13 protein-coding genes, 2 tRNA genes and 1 pseudogene are annotated in these 18,420 nt (G+C 73.9%); 12 read left to right on the top strand and 4 right to left on the bottom strand.

The features are described from left to right. Positions 1-72: 72 nt before the first annotated feature. Together ACZ7KF_RS14980 and ACZ7KF_RS14975 are read left to right on the top strand one after the other, a co-directional pair. On the top strand, positions 73-666 hold the full coding sequence (locus tag ACZ7KF_RS14980) for a SigE family RNA polymerase sigma factor (RefSeq protein ID WP_471073656.1): 594 nt from the start codon (positions 73-75) through the stop codon (positions 664-666). 124 nt (positions 667-790) lie between these two features. After that, positions 791-2,434, top strand: coding sequence for a long-chain fatty acid--CoA ligase (locus ACZ7KF_RS14975; protein ID WP_471074471.1), 1,644 nt, complete (start codon positions 791-793; stop codon positions 2,432-2,434). 216 nt (positions 2,435-2,650) lie between these two features. On the opposite strand, the gene ACZ7KF_RS14970 is transcribed toward ACZ7KF_RS14975, so the two are convergent. Next, positions 2,651-3,862: an MFS transporter gene (locus ACZ7KF_RS14970; RefSeq protein WP_471073653.1), complete on the bottom strand. Its 1,212-nt coding sequence runs from the start codon at positions 3,860-3,862 to the stop codon at positions 2,651-2,653. 134 nt (positions 3,863-3,996) lie between these two features. Here ACZ7KF_RS14970 and ACZ7KF_RS14965 point away from each other — a divergent pair, with 134 nt between their 5' ends. Next, positions 3,997-4,578 carry a TetR/AcrR family transcriptional regulator gene (locus ACZ7KF_RS14965; protein ID WP_471073650.1) on the top strand — a complete coding sequence of 194 codons (582 nt, stop codon included), beginning with the start codon at positions 3,997-3,999 and terminating at the stop codon, positions 4,576-4,578. Positions 4,579-4,596: 18 nt separating this feature from the next. Here the strand turns inward: ACZ7KF_RS14965 and ACZ7KF_RS14960 are convergent, their stop codons facing one another. Both ACZ7KF_RS14960 and ACZ7KF_RS14955 read right to left on the bottom strand, forming a co-directional pair. Next, on the bottom strand, positions 4,597-9,486 hold the full coding sequence (locus ACZ7KF_RS14960) for a hybrid sensor histidine kinase/response regulator (RefSeq protein WP_471073648.1): 4,890 nt from the start codon (positions 9,484-9,486) through the stop codon (positions 4,597-4,599). A gap of 195 nt (positions 9,487-9,681) precedes the next feature. Further along, complete coding sequence (locus ACZ7KF_RS14955; RefSeq protein WP_471073645.1) at positions 9,682-10,185, bottom strand: SSI family serine proteinase inhibitor; 504 nt, start codon at positions 10,183-10,185, stop codon at positions 9,682-9,684. A 167-nt stretch (positions 10,186-10,352) separates the two neighbouring features. On the opposite strand from ACZ7KF_RS14955, the gene ACZ7KF_RS14950 reads away from it, so the two are divergent. The 5 genes and pseudogenes from ACZ7KF_RS14950 to ACZ7KF_RS14930 all read left to right on the top strand — a co-directional run bounded on the left by ACZ7KF_RS14950 (position 10,353) and on the right by ACZ7KF_RS14930 (position 13,835). After that, positions 10,353-10,443: transfer RNA gene (locus ACZ7KF_RS14950), tRNA-Ser, on the top strand. A gap of 206 nt (positions 10,444-10,649) precedes the next feature. Next, positions 10,650-10,722: transfer RNA gene (locus ACZ7KF_RS14945), tRNA-Arg, on the top strand. A 367-nt stretch (positions 10,723-11,089) separates the two neighbouring features. Further along, a pseudogene (locus ACZ7KF_RS14940) lies at positions 11,090-11,610 on the top strand (methyltransferase domain-containing protein). Positions 11,611-11,770: 160 nt separating this feature from the next. Continuing rightward, a complete protein-coding gene (locus ACZ7KF_RS14935) occupies positions 11,771-12,217 on the top strand; it encodes a DUF6234 family protein (protein ID WP_471073642.1) in 447 nt (148 codons plus the stop codon). Between the two features lie 346 nt (positions 12,218-12,563). Beyond that, the gene (locus ACZ7KF_RS14930; RefSeq protein ID WP_471073639.1) at positions 12,564-13,835 is read left to right on the top strand and encodes a hypothetical protein; all 1,272 of its coding nucleotides are present in this window, start codon (positions 12,564-12,566) and stop codon (positions 13,833-13,835) included. 63 nt (positions 13,836-13,898) lie between these two features. Here the strand turns inward: ACZ7KF_RS14930 and ACZ7KF_RS14925 are convergent, their stop codons facing one another. Next, positions 13,899-14,390 carry a MarR family transcriptional regulator gene (locus ACZ7KF_RS14925; RefSeq protein ID WP_471073636.1) on the bottom strand — a complete coding sequence of 164 codons (492 nt, stop codon included), beginning with the start codon at positions 14,388-14,390 and terminating at the stop codon, positions 13,899-13,901. 88 nt (positions 14,391-14,478) lie between these two features. Between ACZ7KF_RS14925 and ACZ7KF_RS14920 the strand changes: the two genes are divergently transcribed. From ACZ7KF_RS14920 to ACZ7KF_RS14905, 4 genes are all read left to right on the top strand, one after another. After that, positions 14,479-14,871: an HGxxPAAW family protein gene (locus ACZ7KF_RS14920; protein WP_471073634.1), complete on the top strand. Its 393-nt coding sequence runs from the start codon at positions 14,479-14,481 to the stop codon at positions 14,869-14,871. A 226-nt stretch (positions 14,872-15,097) separates the two neighbouring features. After that, positions 15,098-15,970 (top strand): DUF2797 domain-containing protein, encoded by an 873-nt coding sequence (locus ACZ7KF_RS14915; RefSeq protein ID WP_471073632.1) that lies wholly within the window; start codon positions 15,098-15,100, stop codon positions 15,968-15,970. A gap of 95 nt (positions 15,971-16,065) precedes the next feature. Continuing rightward, the gene (locus tag ACZ7KF_RS14910) at positions 16,066-16,806 is read left to right on the top strand and encodes a response regulator transcription factor (protein WP_471073629.1); all 741 of its coding nucleotides are present in this window, start codon (positions 16,066-16,068) and stop codon (positions 16,804-16,806) included. Further along, the gene (locus ACZ7KF_RS14905; RefSeq protein ID WP_471073627.1) at positions 16,803-18,407 is read left to right on the top strand and encodes a sensor histidine kinase; all 1,605 of its coding nucleotides are present in this window, start codon (positions 16,803-16,805) and stop codon (positions 18,405-18,407) included. The genes ACZ7KF_RS14910 and ACZ7KF_RS14905 overlap by 4 nt, the downstream gene beginning before the upstream one ends. Positions 18,408-18,420 lie beyond the last annotated feature (13 nt).

The raw sequence follows: 18,420 nt of genomic DNA, 5'->3' as shown, positions 1-18,420 counted from the left end.
AACCTGAGGGGGACTCCGCTTCGGGACCTGCGGCCGATCCGCCGCGGTGGGCGCCGCTCCTAGCGTGGAGGCATGACCACACCCGTCTGCACCAGCGCCTCGGCCGCCGCCGCACCCGGGCGGCAGGGCGTCCCCCACGCCCGGCTCGGCTCGCGCGGGACCACCCCCGCCTACCCGTCGTTCGCGTCGTACGTGCGGGCCCGCCAGCCGGTCCTGCTGCGCGCCGCGCGTTCGCTGACCGCGAACCCGTGCGATGCCGAGGACCTGCTGCAGACCGCGCTCGCCAAGACCTATGTGGCCTGGGAGCGCATCGAGGACCAGCGGGCGCTCGACGGCTATGTGCGCCGGGCCCTGCTGAACACCCGCACCTCGCAGTGGCGCAAGCGCAGAGTGGACGAGTTCGCCTGCGACGAGCTGCCCGAGCCGGAGCCCCTGCCCGGCGGCGACGACCCGGCCGAGCGGCAGGCGCTGCACGACGCGATGTGGCGGGCCGTCATGAAGCTGCCGGCACGTCAGCGGGCGATGGTCGTCCTGCGGTACTACGAGGACCTCAGCGAGGCGCAGACCGCCGAGGTGCTGGGGGTGTCGGTGGGCACGGTGAAGTCGGCGGTGTCCCGCGCGCTGGGCAAGCTGCGCGAGGACCCGGAGCTGGAGCGGGCCCGCTAGCCGCGAATTCCTCCCCCTAGTGACATACTCCCTAGTGACATACCGCGCGGTATGTGAGCAGAATCAGCGCTACCTCTATCACCGCGTAGGCAATGTCGCCCGGGAGGACTCCGTGCTGAGCACCATGCAGGACGTACCGCTGCTGATCTCCAGGATCCTGACCCATGGGTCGACGGTTCACGGATCGTCGCAGGTGATCACCTGGACCGGTGAACCCGAGCCGCACCGGCGCACCTTCGCCGAGGTCGGGGCCCGCAGCGCCCGGCTGGCACACGCCCTGCGCGACGAGCTGGGGGTGACCGGCGACGACCGGGTGGCCACGCTCATGTGGAACAACGCCGAGCACGTCGAGGCGTACTTCGCCATCCCGTCCATGGGCGCGGTGCTGCACACGCTCAACCTGCGGCTGCCCGCCGAGCAGCTGGTGTGGATCGTCAACCACGCGGCCGACAAGGTCGTCATCGTCAACGGCTCGCTGATCCCGCTGCTCGCGCCGCTGCTGCCGAAGCTCCCGACGGTGGAGCACGTCGTCGTGACCGGTCCCGGCGACCGCGCCCCGCTGGCCGGCACCGCCGCCCGGGTGCACGAGTACGAGGAACTGATCGCGGACCGGCCCGCCCACTACGACTGGCCGGAGCTGGACGAACGCCGGGCCGCCGCCATGTGCTACACCTCCGGCACGACCGGCGACCCCAAGGGCGTGGTGTACAGCCACCGCTCGATCTACCTGCACTCCATGCAGGTCAACATGACCCAGTCGATGGGCCTGACCGACCAGGACACCTCACTCGTCGTCGTCCCGCAGTTCCACGTCAACGCCTGGGGCCTGCCGCACGCCACCTTCATGACCGGCGTCAACATGCTGATGCCGGACCGCTTCCTCCAGCCGGCCCCGCTCGCCGAGATGATCGAGCGCGAGCGGCCCACCCACGCGGCGGCCGTCCCCACCATCTGGCAGGGCCTGCTCGGCGAACTCACCGCCCGCCCCCGGGACGTGTCCTTCCTCGGCCAGGTCACGATCGGCGGCTCGGCCTGTCCGCCGTCCCTGATGGAGGCGTTCGACCGGCTCGGCATGCGGGTCTGTCACGCCTGGGGCATGACGGAGACCTCCCCCCTCGGCACGGTGGCCCGTCCGCCGGCCCACGCGGTCGGCACCGACGAGGAGTTCGGCTACCGGCTCACCCAGGGCCGCTTCCCCTCCGGCGTCGAGGCCCGCCTCACCGGTCCCGACGGCGAACGCCTGCCCTGGGACGGCGAGTCCGCGGGCGAGCTGGAGGTGCGCGGCCCCTGGATCGCGGGCGCCTACTACAACGGGCCCGACGCCGAACCCCTGCGCCCGGCCGACAAGTTCAGCGCGGACGGCTGGCTGAAGACCGGTGACGTCGGCACGATCTCCGCCGACGGCTTCCTCACCCTCACCGACCGCGCCAAGGACGTCATCAAGTCCGGCGGCGAGTGGATCTCCTCGGTCGAGCTGGAGAACGCGCTGATGTCCCACCCGGACGTCGCCGAGGCCGCGGTGGTCGCCGTACCCGACGACAAGTGGGGCGAGCGCCCCCTGGCCACCGTCGTCCTCCGGCCGGGCGCCACCGTCGACTTCGAGACCCTGCGCACCTTCCTCGCCGAGGAGGGCCGGATCGCCCGCTGGCAGCTGCCCGAACGCTGGACGGTCGTCGAGACGGTGCCGAAGACCAGCGTGGGCAAGTTCGACAAGAAGGTGCTGCGGCGCCAGTACGCGGACGGCGGGCTGGACGTCACCCTGATCTGACGGGACGGACCGTGGGGGCCGTCTCCCGGCCCCCACCTCATCGGCCCCCGCGTCCCGGGTCCCCGCGTCATCGGCCCCCGCGTCCCGGTCCCCGCGTCATCGGCCCCCCACGGCCACCGGCCCCCGCGTCCCGGTCCCCGGGTCGGCCCCCGCGATCCCGGGGACGCGTGACCGGGCGGCGGTGTGGTCACCGCCGCCCGGTGCGAAGTGGTGTGGTCACCGCCGCCCGGTGCGCGCCGTGGCCGCCCAGCCCAGCGCCAGCCACAGCGCCGCCACCGCGCTCACCCCGGTCCATCCCCAGTGTCCGAAGGCGGGGCCCGCGGCGGCCGAGGCGAGGGCCCCGCCGGCGAAGCCGGAGACGACGTAGGCCGTGTTGGCGGTGGCCGGCGTGCTGGTCGTGGTCAGGGCCACGGTCTGGTTGGCGACGTGGGAGGCGACCAGGGCCGCGTGGATCGCGATCGCGGCGGCGAACAGCGCCGGCAGCACGTGCCCGCCGAGCCAGAACAGCGGTACGGCGACCGCGGCCAGCGCATAGGCGGTGCCGACGACCTTCGCGGCACCGAAGCGGTCCACCAGCCCGCCGGCCAGCGGCGCCACCGCGCTGGCGGTCAGGCCGAAGAGGCCGAAGAGCCCGGCGGTCGCGGTGGACAGACCGTACGCGGGGCCGGTCAGCAGCAGCGCGAGCGAGGTCCACAGGGCGCTCCAGGCGCCGAACATCCCCGCCTGCCGCAGGCACGCCCGCCACAGGTCGGGCGAGCGGCGCAGCAGCCCCGGCAGCTCGGCCATGCCGGAGAACAGCCCGCCCTGCCGCACGCGCCGCTCGGCCGGCAGGGCCGCGGCGGTGGCCAGCCCCAGGGCGAGGGTCAGCACGGCGGACCCGGCGAACACCCAGCGCCAGCCGAAGGCCTGCCCGGCGAGTCCGCCGACGACCCGGGCCGCGACGATGCCGGTGAACAGTCCGGCGATGACGGCCGCGACGTGCCGGCCGCGCCGGTCGGCCGGGGCGCGGGCGGCGACCAGCGGGACGAGCAGCTGCGGTACGACGGTCGCCGCGGCGGCGACGAACACGGCGACGGCGAGGACCGCCGTGCCCGGGGCCACGGCCGCGCCGAGCAGCGCCACCGCGGTGGCCACGGTGAGGCCGGCGACGAGCGGGCGGCGGTTCACGCGGTCGCCGAGCGGGGCGAAGAAGAGCAGGCCGGCCGCGTAGCCGAGCTGGGCCACCGAGGCGATCCAGGCGATGGCCGCGGGCAGGGTGCCGAAGTCGTGGGCGATCAGGGGGAACAGCGGGGCCGCGAGGTAGATGTTGGCGGCCGTGACGGCGGTGCAGACGGCGATGAGCAGGAGGAAGAGGGTGCCGGAGGCGGACCGCTCACGTGCGGGGACCCGGATCTCGGCGGGCCGGCGGGTGGTGGTGGCTGACGGCATGAGCGGAGTTACTCCTTAGAGCCGACTCACACAACTAACTGGTTGGTTGAAACTGTGCAACAGCGTGCACCGTCCACCGCATTCCCGTCAACCAAACAGTTGGTTACCGGCCTGGATGCCCCTACCCTGTCCCCATGGCAGCAGTGAGGGACCCCGAGGCCACCAGGGCCCGCATCTTCGAGGCGGCGGTCGCCGAGTTCGCCCGGCACGGCATCGCGGGTGCCCGCATCGACCGCATCGCCACCGCGGCCAAGGCCAACAAACAGCTCATCTACGCCTACTTCGGCAACAAGGCGGAACTGTTCACCCAGGTCCTCGGCCGGTGCATGGTCGACCTGGCGGCGGACGTCCCCGTCGACCCCGACGACATCGACGGCTGGGTCGACCGCCTCCTCGACTACCACGCCACCCATCCCGAACTGCTGCGCCTCCTCTTCTGGGAGGGCATCGAGTACGGCAGCGCCGAACTGCCCGACGAGGCGGCCCGCCAGGAGCACTACGCCCGCAAGGTCGCCGCGCTCCGGGACGGCCAGGAGCGGGGGGTCATCACCGACGCCATCCCGCCCGGCGACCTGCTGATCCTGCTCACCGCGCTGACCAACTGGATGGCCGTGGTCCCGCAGATGCGGCGGATCCTCGCCGGCACGCAGGACGCCGACCAGGACCGCCTGCGGGCCTCCGTCAAGGAGGCGGCCCGCAGGCTGGTCGCCTGCTAGCTCCTGCCCGTCCGGTACCTAGTTGGTGCCGACACGGGCCAGCAGGTCCACGATCCTGCTCTGCACCTCGGTGCTGGTGGACCGCTCCGCGAGGAACAGCACCGTCTCGCCCGAGGCCAGCCGGGGCAGCTCGGCCTGGTCGACGGCGGCCGTGTAGACGACCAGCGGGGTGCGGTTGAGCAGGCCGTTCGCCCGCAGCCAGTCCACGATCCCGGCCCGCCGGCGGTGCACCTGCATCAGGTCCATCACCACGAGGTTCGGCCGGAACTGCCCCGCCAGCGTCACCGCGTCGTTGTCGTTCGCGGCCCGCGCCACCTGCATCCCGCGCCGCTCCAGCGTCGAGGTCAGCGCCAGCGCGATCTCCGCGTGCTCCTCGATCAGCAGCACCCGCGGCGGATGCTGCTCGCTGTCCCGGGGCGCCAGCGCCTTCAGCAGCACCGCGGGGTCGGCACCGTACGCAGCCTCACGCGTCGCCTGCCCGAGACCGGCCGTGACCAGCACCGGCACCTCGGCGGCCACCGCGGCCTGGCGCAGCGACTGAAGCGCCGTACGCGTGATGGGCCCGGTCAGCGGGTCCACGAACAGCGCGGCGGGGAAGGCCGCGATCTGCGCGTCGACCTCCTCGCGGGAGTGCACGATGACCGGCCGGTAGCCACGGTCGCTCAGCGCCTGCTGGGTCGTCACGTCCGGCGCGGGCCACACCAGCAGCCGGCGCGGGTTGTCCAGCGGCTCCGGCGGCAGCTCGTCGTCCATGGGCTGCGGACGCGGCGTGTCCGCCACTTCCACGGCCCCGCCGGGACCGTCCAGCGGCTCCGGCCCCTCGGCGGCGTCGGGTCCCGGTGCGCCTATGGCGTACGACCGTCCCGCCCCCTCGGTGCCCGGGGCCGTCCGGGACTGCCCGCCGAGCGAGGGCTGCGCCACGGGCGCCTGACCGGCCGGCGAGGGCTGCGGGACCGACGGCTGCCCGGCGAGCGACGGCTGTGCGGGTGCCGGTTCGGCCGCCGGATGCGGCCGGGCCGCCTGGTCCGGCTGCGGCTCCGGGCGCGTGGCCGGGTCGGGGGGCGTGCCGAGCTTGCGCCGCCGGCCCGAACCGCCCGGCGTGTGCGGCGGCGGTGTCGCGGTCGGCTGCTGCACCTGGGCGGCCTGCCGGGCGAACGGCACGCCCTGCCCGAGCGTGCGCACGCTGATCGCCCGCCCCTGTGTCGAGTCCGGGTCGACCGGTACGCCGCCCGCGGCCTCGGCGGGCAGCGGCTGGGCGGCCCGCTGGGGCGGCGCGCCACCGGGCCCGCCGGGAAGCGGGGCACCGGGCGCCACCGCCTGCGGAACGGGGGTGCCGGCGGCCGGGGTGCCGGGAGCGGGGGTGCCGGCGGTCGGGACGGGCGTGCCCGCTCCGGGAGCGTCGCCGGTACCCGGCCACTGCTGCGGGGCGCCGGTGCCGGGCGGCACCGGTACGGCCTGGGCGCCTTGCGCCGGTACCTGTCCGGTGCCGGACTCGGCGGGCAACGGCAGTCCGCCCGGGCCCGCCACCGCGGCACCGGCGGGCGGGGTGCCGGGCTGCGCGGCACCCGGGGCCTGCGGCGCCTGGGCGGGAACGGGGTGCGGGCCGGTGCCCTGGGCGGGCACGGCCGGAGGCTGCTGGGCGGGCACGGCGGGTCCGGGCTGCGCCGCGGCGCCCTGGGCCGGCGCGGCCGAGGCCGGTGCCGCCGGTGCCGGAGCGGGCTGGCCGGGCGCACCGGGCGTGGGCCGGCCGGGCCCACCCTGCGCGGGTACGGCGGCGTGGCCCACGGCTGCCGCCTGCGGGGCGCCGGGAGCCGCCGGTACGGCCGCCTGAGGCGCGGCGGGCCCGGCCTGTCCGGCGGGCGGCACGGCACCCGCCTGGACGGGGATGCCCCGACCGGCCGTGCCCTGCTCCGGAATGCCGTGTGCCGAGGTGCCCTGAGCGGGAGCCGTCGGTACGGCCGCCCCCTGCGGCACCTGGCCGGGAACGGGCGGCACCGGAACGGCCTGCGCCGGGACCTGCCCGGGTACGGCCCCCGGCGCCACCGGCTGCGCGGCCTCGGCCGGCCGGCCCACGGCCCGGCGCCGTCGGCCGGTGGGGGCGCTGGTGGGGTGCGGCTGCGGCGGAGTGTGGTCCTCGGCCTGGTCGAGCGGTACGGCGTCGTGCCGCCCGGCGTCATCCGGGACGCCCTCGGCGGTCACCGGCGGCTGGGCGGGCACCCGCACCTGGCCGGGCAGGGGAACGGAGGCCGGCCGGCCGCCGGCGGGGACGGCCGCCCCCGGGGCGACAGGAGAACCGGCGTCCGGGACCAGGGGCGCACCGGCGTCCGGGACCAAGGGCGCACCGCCGTCCGGCGGCAGGGGCACACCGGCGTTCGGGACCAGGGGCGCACCGGCGTCCGGGGGCAGGGGCGTACCGGCGTCCGGCGTCACCGGCACGGCGGTGCCGGACGCCGGGTTCGGGGGCTGCGGGGACCGGTCGGCCTCGGCCGGCGGCAGGGCGAAGACCGTCCGTGCGCCGGCCGCCTCCTGCGCGGCGGCGCGCTCGGCCGCGGCGGCCAGCGCACGCCGGCGCCGCCCCGTCGGCTGCGCGTCCTCGTCCGCGGCGGCCTCGCCGCCCTGCGCCGGAACCGGCGAGGTCCCCTCGGCGGGCACGGCCTGCGCGCCGGGCAGCGCCTGGGCCGCCGGCAGTGCCTGCGGGCCCGGTGCCGGCTCGCCGCCGGCCGCGGGAAGCGCCGCAGGCAGGGCGGCCTGCGGGGCGCCGGAGTCGCGGCGGGCACGCCGGCCCGAGGGCACGGGCACGCCCTGCGGCGGCACGGTGCCACCGAGTCCCGTACCGGAGGCGGCGGCCCCCGTGCCCTGCTCGGCCGCGGTCACCACGGCCCCCTCGGCCACGCCGTCGCCGTCGTCCGTGCCGGTGCCGTCGGTGCCGCGCTCGGCGGGCCGGCCACGGCGTCGCCCGGTCCCGCCGAACTCGTCCTCCGCGCCCTCGGCCGGGACCGCGGCATCCTCCTCGACGGAGGCGGCGGCACGCCGCCGACGCCGTCCGGTCGGTACGGCCGCCCCCGCCTCGACGACGTCACCCGCACCGGGCACGTCACTCTCCAGGAAGGCGTCCGTGGAGGCCCGCCGGGCCCGCCGCCGGCCGCCGGCCTGGTCCGCCGTGACGGCGTCGTCCGCGGCGGCACCCGGGACCTGCGCGGCGTTCGGGACCTGCGCCACCTCCGGAAGCCGCGCGGCGACCGCGCCCGCGCCGCCGCCGAGCGGCACTTCGAGCACGTACGCGCTGCCGCTCATGCCCGGCACCTCGTGCGTCTGGAGCACGCCCCCGTGGGCGCGCACGATCCCGCGCACGATCGGCTCGTGCACCGGGTCTCCCCCGGCATACGGCCCGCGTACCTCGATCCGCGCGACCTCGCCGCGCTGGGCGGCGGCGACCACGACGGTGCTGTCCAGGTAACCGCCCGCGGAGAGCGGCGTGTTGCCGGTGGCGTCGACCCCGGCGACATCCGCCACGAGATGCGCGAGCGCGGTCGCGAGCCGCTGCGGGTCCACCTCGGCCTCGATGGGCGGCGCGTGCACGGCGAACTGCACCCGTCCCGGACCGATCAGCTCGACCGCCCCGTCCACCCCGGCGGCGACGACGGCGTCCAGCATCACCTTCGTACGGGTGATGTCCTCGCTGCCCGCGTCCAGCCGCTGATAGCCGAGGACGTTGTCGATGAGGGTGGTGATCCGCGAGTACCCCGCGGACAGGTGGTGCAGGACCTGGTTCGCCTCGGGCCACAGCTGCCCGGCGTCGTCCGCCGCCAGCGCGGACAGCTCGCGGCGCAGCTCGTCCAGCGGCCCGCGCAGCGACTGCGCGAGCAGCGTCAGCAGCTGCTCGTGCCGGCCGGCGAGGGCCTCGTACCGGTCCTTCTCCCGCTCGGCGAGCGCGGCGTACCGGTCCTCGCCGGACGCCACCTCCTCCGCGTGCTTGTCCTGGAGTTCCTCCAGCTCGGTGACGTGCTGCTGGCGCAGGGCGGTCAGGTCGGAGGCGTGCTCCTCGGAGAGCCGCTCCAGCTCCTCGGCGTGCGCCTTCTCCAGCGCGTCCTTCTCGTCCGCCAGGGCGTCGAACGGCCGCCGGTCGGTGAAGGTCATCACGGCGCCGACGAGCTGGTCCCCGTCCCGCACCGGCGCGGTGGTCAGATCGACCGAGACCTTCGCGTCGCCCTTGGACCACAGCACCTGCCCGCGCACCCGGTGCTTGCGCCCCGAGCGCAGGGTGTCGGCGAGCGGAGACTCCTCGTACGGGAAGGGCGATCCGTCGGCGCGCGAGTGCAGCACCAGGGTGTGCAGTTCCTTGCCGCCCAGTTCACCCGCCCGGTACCCCAGTATCTGGGCGGCGGCCGGGTTGACGAGCACGATCCGCCCGTCGGTGTCGGTGCCCACGACGCCTTCCGACGCGGCCCGCAGGATCATTTCGGTCTGCCGCTGCGAGCGGGCCAGCTCCGCCTCGGTGTCGACGGTCCCGGACAGATCCCGGACCACGAGCATCAGCAGCTCGTCACCGGTGTAGCCGTAACCGTCGTACGCCTGCTGCCCGTTCTCCAGGTTCGCGCTGGTGACCTCGACCGGGAACTCGCTCCCGTCGGTCCGCCGGGCGACCATCCGGGTCGGCTTGGTCCGCCCCCGGGGATCCATGTGATCGGGGCGCCGCATGGACCCGGGGATCAGCCTGGAGTCGAACTGGGGCAGCAGATCGAGCAGCCCACGCCCCACGAGCGCCGTACCGGGCGCTTCGAAGGCCTCCAACGCGATGGTGTTGGCGTTGACGACCGTTCCGTTGGCGTTGACCAGGACCAACGCGTCCGGCAGAGCGTCGAGTATGGCTGCGAGGCGAGCAGCGCCTCGGGATGGCCTGCTGCTCACGAGACGCCTTCCTCCCTGTTACCGCACCTTGCCGACCGCTCGGGCCATCTTGCCAACCGGCCCGCGACGTGTCACGCGAGGGAGTCTAAGGGCATGGGTTGCGCTCGCGACGCCGGATGAGAGGGAGGTCCCACGAGGAAGTGACGGCGAACGCGTGACCGCATGCCGTCGCTCCCCGATACCTGCGCGGGACCTTTACGGAACCGGCGCGTCCGCCCAGTCCCGCGTTCCCCGGGCCGGGCCCATCCCCGGCAGCAGGGGCACCATGCGGTCCCACCGCCCGATCTCGCACCCGTCGCCGCGGTCGTACGAGGCGTCGACCGGGCGTCCGGCCCAGGTGCCGGTGACCCGGGCGGTGGCCGGGCCGCCGTAGAGCATGGTGCAGGTGGTGCCCGGGGCCACCGGCGCGAAGGGGTCACGCCCCCAGCGGGTGCGCGCGTCGAGCGCCCGGCAGGCCCCGTCGACGTCCGGGTGCCGGCCGGCCCCGGGATGGCAGCGGATCTCGTACGTCCCGTCCCGTCCCGCGCCGGCCCCGCGGACCACGACGGTGAGGTGATCACCCTGGTCCTCGGCCCGGACGGGCGGCGGTACGGCACCGGCCGCGGCGGCGGGCACGGCGGTGAGCGGGGCGAGGGACGCGGCGGAGGCCAGGGACGCGGCGAGCAGGCGCCACCCGGCGCCGGGCAGGACGGAGGTCATGCCCGGTCCAACGCGGAACCTCCCGAGACGTTGCGCCGCCCCGCCGGGCGAAGCCCTTTGCCCTGTGGCCCGAGTGCCTAGTACCGTGGGGGGCGATTGGTGACAGGGCACGCGCCTGTGTCATCATCTGCACGCACCACTCGCGCGCTCGCGGGAGCGGTTGTGCTGGAGGCGTCGCCTAGTCCGGTCTATGGCGCCGCACTGCTAATGCGGTTTGGGCCTTAAAGCCCATCGAGGGTTCAAATCCCTCCGCCTCCGCCCCAAACCGAAGCCCCGGTCCCCTGGACCGGGGCTTCGTCGTTTCCCCCCCGGCGCCCCTGCCCCCGCCCCCACATCCGGCGTTTTCGCAGGTCACAAGGGGTGAGCGGATCGGATTTCACATGACGGCGGCAGTCATGTAATGTTCTTCCTGTCGCCGGGAGCGGGCCGAAAGGGCCGGGAACGGGGACAAAACAAAAGAACAAGCACTCGTAGCTTAACGGATAGAGCATCTGACTACGGATCAGAAGGTTGCAGGTTCGAATCCTGCCGAGTGCACACAGGTGAGAGGCCCCGGAGAGATCCGGGGCCTCTTGCGTTTCAGGGGCGTACAGCGGCGAAGTACAGCAACGGGGCCTGGCTCAGCCGGTCTCGGTCCCGCCCATGGCGGCGGACATCTTGCCGAGCGCGGCCCGCCGAACTGATCGTGAGCGAGCTGAGGCGAACGAGATCCTCTGTGCCTGCGCACGGCGGACTTCCTGAAGTCCATCGGCTTCGGAGTCGACGAGGAGCTGTGGGCGATCGATGGCACGGACTGCTCGCCGTGCGACAACAAGGTCCCCGACAGCCACTGAATGGTCCTACCCTGGCCCCTGTCCTCGGTCCCCCGGAGGACAGGGGCCAGCCTTTTCGAAGAGGAATCGCCTTGCCCGCACAACACGACATCGCCGCCGAGACTGAGCTGTGGGACACCTTCGCCGCGTCCGCCTGCGCGGCATCGCGACTCGGGGCGTGGACCTGTCTCCCGTCATGGTCAAGAAGACCACCGCGAAGTGGGCCGGCACCGGCGCCGAGTTCGTGTGCTCAGAGGTTCTGGAGTACCTGAGCGAGCACACGGAGGCGTACGCCGCGGTCTACTCGATCTTCGGAGCCGCCTGGTTCACCGACCCGAGTCGTCTCTTCCCTCTTGTCCGTCAGCGGCTGAAGCCGGGGGGCGTCTTCGTCTTCTCGCAGCCTCCTGCCATCCCCGGCGCCTACGGGCCGCAGGGCATGTACAAGGGAGGCTTCGCCGGCAAGGCGATGTTCACCTACCGCTACAGCTACCGTCCGGCCGTGTGGGAGCGCCTGCTGACCCGGGCCGGCTTCGCCACGGCCAATGCGCAGATCCTCGACGCACCGCAGCCTGGGTATATCAGAACGCTCCTGGTCCGCGCCGTGACCCCATGACCTCTGGCTTTGCCTTGACGGCAGTGGGTGACGGCAACCGGCCTCAGAGGGGCGGGCGCGGGCCGCTCAGGGGTGTCGGGTGGACCATGGGACTCGCCCGGGCCGGGCTGAGTACTCCTACTCATGCGCCCGCCTCGCCCGCACCAGCAAGGTGGCGAGTATGAACCTACCCGTCGCCCCGCCGGCCTTCGACGCGACCACCGGTCCGGGACAGCACCGCCGTGCCGACCGGGGCGCGGACATCGGAGCCGGGTGCGGTCTGGTGTTCCTGGAGCTGACCGCCTTGGCGGTGATCTTCGGGCTCTGGTTCCTGTCCGGGTTCAACCTCGACCCGGGCAAGACCGTCACGACCGACTCGTTGTGGAACTACCTGGCCGCCGCCGGCGGGGTCGGAGTCCTCGCCATCGCGGCGGCTGTGATCGCCGCGCGGGCCGGGGCCGCCATGACGGTGGTCGCCCAGGCCATCATGGCCGCTCTGATCTGCGTCATCGTCTTCGGTGGGGCTGCGGCGCAGTCCCACGAGGACCGGTTGTGCCGTGACATGCCGTCAGCCGCCGGCTGCGAGGGCAGCCACTGGACGGCCACGACGGCACACGGGGACCGTTGAGCGCGATCATCGGCGATCAGTCGGGAGGGAGACGGAGCCCCGCCCAACTGCCTGCCCGGTCCCGCGGATCAGAAGGTCGCGGGTTCGGATCCCGCCGAGTGCGCACGGATCAGCGGCCCCGGAGAGATCCGGGGCCTTTGGCGTTCGCGGAGCCGGAACCGGTCCGCGGGGAGGGGGACGCGTTGCCGGGTCCCCTGGGCGGGGTCACACTGAGGGCGGTGGTCGCGTCCCGGAACGTCGGGCGGACGGGTCCCGGCCGGGACCCGTGCCCCGCTCCTGAAGCGTGTGTTCACCGCAGGGACGCCCACTCTCCGCCGCTTCCGCTACCCATGGACGGAGGGGCTTCATGCTGCGTGCCCCGTGGCGAACCCTGAAAGCATCCGCTCTGGCCTGGCTGGGTGCCGTCACCGTGCTGATCGCGCCGTCGGCCGCCACAGGCGCCCCGCTCCGGGCCGGGACGAGTGCGGCGGTTCCCGATGCCTCCTGCGCGTGGCCGGCCGTCGTCAGGCCCGGCAGGCTGAACCTCGCCTTCCCCGAGTCCAACGCGACGTACTGGATGATGCCGTACCGGCTGGACCGAGGAGACCGCCTGGTGGTGGAGGGAACGTACCCGGCCGCCCGGTTCACCTCGCTGACCTCCTACGACCTCACCGGCTCGCCCGTCGACTCCCTCGCCGACCACCAGATCGCCCCGCGTCCCGGCAGCAAGAACCCGTTCGCCGTCCCGGACGCGGGGACGGACCCGGCGCGGCACCGCTACCGGGTCACGCTGGAGCCGGGCGTCGCGGCCGGTTCCGGCGGCAACACGCTGGCCGCCACCGCGAAGAACGCCGCTTCGGGCGCGGGCTGGCTGGTGCTGCGGATCTACGCACCGGACAAGGAGTCCGACCCGGCGGCCGGTGTCCCGCTGCCCACGCTGACGAGGCAGCGGCAGGGCGGCAGCCCGGAGCCCGTCGCGACCTGTCCCCGGGCCGACGCGGTCCAGGGCCCCTCGGGTCCGGTCGCCACCGCGCTGAAGGACGTGGTGAAGAAGTACGCCCCGACCGGGGGGTTCGCCGGCTGCGGCACGTCCACGGCGAGCGCGCCGGGCTTCGCGCTGCCCAACCGGACCAGCGGGCTGTTCCCCAACCCCTACAACAAGTACCTGTGCACGGAGCTGGCGTACGAGCCCGGCCGCATCGCCGTCGTCCGCGGCAAGGCGCCCACCTTCCCCGACACCGCCAACGGCCAGTCCGTGCTCACCAAGGCCCAGGTCAGGTACTGGTCGCTGTGCCAGAACCAGGTGCGGCTCCCGTACCCGGTCAGTTCCTGCGCGGCCGACTTCCAGACGGCCCGGGACAAGGACGGCCGCTACACCTACGTGGTGTCCACCGCCCAGGACCGTCCCGCCGACGCGACCGCGAAGAACGGGGTGACCTGGATCGACTGGGGCCCCACCGATGTCACCGGCGTGCTCGTCCTGCGCAACATGCTGCCGGCGCGGGACTTCTCCGAGGCGGTCCAGAGCGTCGGGAAGGGGGACGACCCGGCGAAGGCGATGGGCGACTACTACCCGACCGTCACCTACTGCGCCAAGGAGGTCTTCGCCGAGGGCGGCCCCGACGCCTGCCAGGGCTGAGCCGCCGAGCGGGCGCGGAGGGAAGGCCCCGGAGCGGTCCGGGGCCTTCGGCGCGCTCCCTGTTCAGCACTCCTCGTCCGGATCGTTCCGGTTCAGCTTCTCCAGGTATTCGTGGGCCAGGGCCGTGGCGCGGGTGAACCAGTCGGTGATGATCGCCAGCTCCTCCGCGGAGTAGTCGGCGAAGAGGGCCGTCAGGCGCTTGTAGTGGCCCGCGTACACCGCCTCCACGCGGCTGACGGCGGCCGGTACGGCGGCCACCCGGACCCGGCGGCGATCCGCGGGGTCGGGGCGGCGGGTGACGTAGCCGGCGCGTTCGAGGCGGTTGAGGATGCCGGTGACCGCGCCCGTGGTGACGTGGGCGCGGGCCGCGAGGTCGCCGGCGGTCAGCAGGTCGTCGCCGGCCTCCAGGACGAAGGCGAAACAGGTCAGGTCGGTGACGGTCAGGCCCAGCCGCCGGGCCAGCTCCTGCTGTCCGATCAGGTGGGCGGCGATGAGGTGATCCATCGCCGACAGTGCCTGGGCCGGGGTGGCGGGCGGACGCGGCGTGCCGTGCATCTTTCGGAATCCCTTAGCTCGTGAGATATTCGGCCTGTAAACTTCTTAGCTACTAAGGGAACTTGGTACGTCCCCTGGAGGCGGCTCCATGAGTCTGTACGACGAGGGTCACACGATCGCCGGCTGGACCGGCTTCGGTATCGCGGCCGTGGGCAGCGCGGTGGTGGGATGGGGAGTGTGCGCGGCCTCGCTCCCGCTGGTCGTGGGCGGACTGGCGGTCGTGGCGGTGAGCGTCCTGGTGACCTGGGCCCTGCACCTGGCCGGCTGGGGCAAGCCGCCCGGAGTGCGGCCGCGCGGCCAATGGGGCATGCGGATCCGTGATGCCCAGGCCCGGCAGGGGCATCCCGGGTGCGTCAGCTGCCGGCTGGCGGGGCGGGGACGGACGGTGACGTCGGCGACGGCGACGGCGACGGCGTCGGCGACGATGTCGGCGTCCGGGCCGATCGCCGCCGAACCGACCCCGCTGTCCCCCGTCGAGTGAAGTCGAGTGAAGTCGAGTCCAGTCGCGAGCAGTCGCGTGAACGGGCTGTCCCCGGACGGTAGTTGAACACCCGCCTCGGCCTCCGGCGCGTATGAGCACGGGCCCTGGCCTCCGGGGCCGAGGTGACGGCCGGGGAGGCCCGGAGCGCGGCGCCGGGCCGCGGTCCGCCGGGCTCCTCCCCGCCGCCCCGGGCCGCTGTCGGACCCACCTCGTACCCTCACGAGTGATGGCACAGGTGTGGAAGTGCGCGGGGTTGCGCTGGACGGCGGACGGTCCGGCGCTGGAGTGGGACGGCGGGCGGCGCAGTGCGCTGCCCCGGGGGAAGCGGGTCGCCTTCGCCGTGCCGGAGCGGGGTGTGCGGACCTGCGTGGGGGCGCGGGGGCATGCCTGTCCGGTGCGGGCGGCCGTGCCGGGGCGGACCACGGGGGCCCGGTGCGAGGAGTGCGCCCGGCTGGACCGGGCGCACTCCGTGGCCGCCGACACGATCGCGGACGATCCCCGGCCGTACCGCGTCTATCTGGCCTGGTTCGGGCCGGCGATGGTGAAGGTCGGCATCACCGCGCTCGAACGCGGCCCGGCCCGGCTGCTCGAACAGGGCGCCGTCTGTTTCAGCTGGCTCGGCACCGGTCCGCTGATGGCCGCGCGGCGCACCGAGGAACTGCTGCGGGCCGCGCTGCGGGTGCCGGACCGGATTCCGTACGCCGAGAAACGGGCGGTGCGGTCGGCGCTGCCGGCGACCGAGCCGGAGCGGGCCGCCGAGCTGCGCGAGCTGCACGCGCGGGCCGCCGCGCTGTCCGGGTGGCCGGAGTCGCTGCGGCCCGAGCCCTGCCGGGTCGTCGATCACGCAAGGGCTTTCGGTATCGGCGGGGCCCCGGCGGCGTTCGGTGAGGTGATGGAGCTGGTGCCCGGGGGAAGCGTGTGCGGGGAACTGGTCGCGGCGGCCGGGCCCGATCTGCATCTGGCGGCCGGCGGTCGCGGCGCCGTCGTGCTCGACACCCGGCTGATGACCGGCTGGGAGCTGGTGCCGCCGGAGTCGGCGACGGCCGGATGCGCCTTTCCGGTAAGGGAGTTCAGGAGGGCCCCGGACGGGTTGTTCTGAACCCAGGAGTTTCCTGAGCGGCGCCTGTGTGTTTCTCAGGGAAATCACAGATTCGTGAAAGCGTGTTCTCAGAGGGCCCCGACAGGGTGTCCACCATGACCACGACCTCGCCCCAGGGGCGCACCGAACTGCTGAGGCCGGACGGGAGCCCCGTCCGCGTGCTTGTGGTGGACGACGAACTGTCGATCACCGAACTGCTGAGCATGGCTCTTCGTTACGAGGGCTGGCAGATCAGGAGCGCGGGGGACGGGCAGGGCGCCCTCCAGACGGCCCGTGAGTTCCGGCCCGACGCCGTCGTGCTCGACATGATGCTGCCCGACATGGACGGGCTGACCGTGCTGGGGCGGCTGCGGCGCGAGCTGCCGGACGTGCCGGTTCTCTTCCTCACCGCCAAGGACGCGGTGGAGGACCGTATCGCCGGGCTCACCGCCGGTGGGGACGACTACGTCACCAAGCCGTTCAGCCTGGAAGAGGTCGTGGCGCGGCTGCGGGGGCTCATCCGCCGGTCCGGGGCCGCCGACCGGCGGTCCGACTCCGTGCTCGTCGTGGGGGACCTGACCCTGGACGAGGACAGCCACGAGGTCTCGCGGGCCGGGCAGTCCATCCACCTGACCGCCACCGAGTTCGAGCTGCTGCGCTTCCTCATGCGCAACCCCCGGCGGGTGCTCAGCAAGGCGCAGATCCTGGACCGCGTGTGGTCGTACGACTTCGGCGGCCAGGCCAATGTGGTCGAGCTGTACATCTCGTATCTGCGGCGGAAGATCGACGCGGGCCGCGATCCCATGATCCACACCAGGCGGGGGGCCGGATACCTGATCAAGCCCGCCGTGTCATGAGCGGACGACGACGGCCGCGTCCGCGGAAGCGACGAGCTGGACAGCCGCGCACCCTGCGGACGCGGCTCGTCGTCGCGTCCGTGGTGCTGATCGCCGTGGTGTGCGCGGTCATCGGAACGGTGACGACGCTGGCGCTGCGGTCTCATCTGTACGAACAGCTGGACGGACAGCTGCGCGAGGCCGCGGCGCGTCTGTCGGGCGACTTCGCGCCGCCCGGCCCGGCCCGGAGCGGCGGCGTGCCGCGGCTGGAGATTCCGAGCCGCAAGCCGAGCGATCTCGGCGAGTTCGTCAAGCACGGCCCCCAGCCCAGCGGCTCGTTCGCGGCCGTCGTCGTCGACGGCACCGTCACCGACGGCCGGGTCGGCAAGAAGTCCACGTCCACGTTCGACATGAGCGCCGAGAAACTCACCGGCGCCCAGAAGCACGCCCTCGGCGAGGTCGCCCGGGACGGCCGCGCGCACACCGCGGAGCTGCCGGGGCTCGGCACGTACCGCGTCCAGTACAAGAGCGGCTACTACGTCGGCGTCCCCACCAAGGAGACCGACAGCAACATCAACACCCTCATCCTGGTCGAGGTCAGCGTCACCGCCGCCGGGCTGGGCGCCGCGGTCATCGCCGGATACGTCCTCGTCGGCCTCGCCACCCGCCCCCTGCGCAAGGTCGCCGCCACCGCCACCCGGGTCTCCGAACTCCCCTTGCACACCGGCGAGGTGAACCTCAGCGAGCGGGTGCCGGAGGCGGAGTGCGATCCGCACACCGAGGTCGGCCAGGTCGGTGCCGCGCTCAACCGCATGCTCGACCACGTCCACGGCGCCCTGCACGCCCGGCAGCGGAGCGAGACACGGGTACGGCAGTTCGTCGCCGACGCCAGTCACGAGCTGCGGACGCCGCTCGCCTCCATCCGCGGGTACGCCGAACTGACCCGGCGCGGCCGGGAACAGGTCGGGCCCGACACCCGGCACGCGCTCGGGCGGATCGAGTCCGAGGCCGGGCGGATGACCCTGCTCGTCGAGGATCTGCTGCTGCTCGCCCGGCTCGACGCCGGGCGCCGGCTCCAGTTCGAGCACACCGATCTCCTTCCGCTCGTCGTGGACACCATCAGCGACGCCCGTGCGGCCGGCATGGACCACAACTGGCGGCTCGACCTGCCCGACGAGCCGGCACCGGTGTCCGCGGACGCGGCCCGGCTCCAGCAGGTGCTGGTCAATCTGCTGGGCAACGCCCGCAACCACACGCCGCCCGGTACGACCGTCACCGCGCGGGTGCAGCGGCGCGGGCCCTGGATGTGCGTCGACGTGGAGGACAACGGGCAGGGGATTCCACCGGATCTGCTGCCGCACGTCTTCGAGCGGTTCGCCCGCGGGGACTCCGCACGGTCTCGCGCCACCGGGTCCACCGGGCTCGGCCTCGCCATCGTGCAGGCCGTGGCCGCCGCGCACGGAGGTGCCGTGACCGTGGACAGCGTGCCCGGCCGCACCGTGTTCACCGTGTATCTGCCCGCCCTCGCCCCGGTCGCCGCCCCGCCGGCGCCCGAAACGAACCGGCCATCGCACTCACAGGCGCAGCACAGTGCCACCACATGGGCGCAACAGGGCGCCTGACGAGAGTCGGTGC

Source organism: Streptomyces sp. NPDC038200 (assembly GCF_055600785.1).
The sequence above is the reverse complement of the archived record's forward strand: the minus strand, read 5'-3'. Positions and strand labels throughout refer to the sequence as shown.

Excerpts from the sequence above, each read along its gene's own strand:
- ACZ7KF_RS14980 (WP_471073656.1), top strand. The coding sequence starts at position 73 with ATGACCACACCCGTCTGCACCAGCGCCTCGGCCGCCGCCGCACCCGGG.
- ACZ7KF_RS14975 (WP_471074471.1), top strand. The coding sequence starts at position 791 with ATGCAGGACGTACCGCTGCTGATCTCCAGGATCCTGACCCATGGGTCG.
- ACZ7KF_RS14970 (WP_471073653.1), bottom strand. The coding sequence starts at position 3,862 with ATGCCGTCAGCCACCACCACCCGCCGGCCCGCCGAGATCCGGGTCCCC.
- ACZ7KF_RS14965 (WP_471073650.1), top strand. The coding sequence starts at position 3,997 with ATGGCAGCAGTGAGGGACCCCGAGGCCACCAGGGCCCGCATCTTCGAG.
- ACZ7KF_RS14955 (WP_471073645.1), bottom strand. The coding sequence starts at position 10,185 with ATGACCTCCGTCCTGCCCGGCGCCGGGTGGCGCCTGCTCGCCGCGTCC.
- ACZ7KF_RS14935 (WP_471073642.1), top strand. The coding sequence starts at position 11,771 with ATGAACCTACCCGTCGCCCCGCCGGCCTTCGACGCGACCACCGGTCCG.
- ACZ7KF_RS14930 (WP_471073639.1), top strand. The coding sequence starts at position 12,564 with ATGCTGCGTGCCCCGTGGCGAACCCTGAAAGCATCCGCTCTGGCCTGG.
- ACZ7KF_RS14925 (WP_471073636.1), bottom strand. The coding sequence starts at position 14,390 with ATGCACGGCACGCCGCGTCCGCCCGCCACCCCGGCCCAGGCACTGTCG.
- ACZ7KF_RS14920 (WP_471073634.1), top strand. The coding sequence starts at position 14,479 with ATGAGTCTGTACGACGAGGGTCACACGATCGCCGGCTGGACCGGCTTC.
- ACZ7KF_RS14915 (WP_471073632.1), top strand. The coding sequence starts at position 15,098 with ATGGCACAGGTGTGGAAGTGCGCGGGGTTGCGCTGGACGGCGGACGGT.
- ACZ7KF_RS14910 (WP_471073629.1), top strand. The coding sequence starts at position 16,066 with ATGACCACGACCTCGCCCCAGGGGCGCACCGAACTGCTGAGGCCGGAC.
- ACZ7KF_RS14905 (WP_471073627.1), top strand. The coding sequence starts at position 16,803 with ATGAGCGGACGACGACGGCCGCGTCCGCGGAAGCGACGAGCTGGACAG.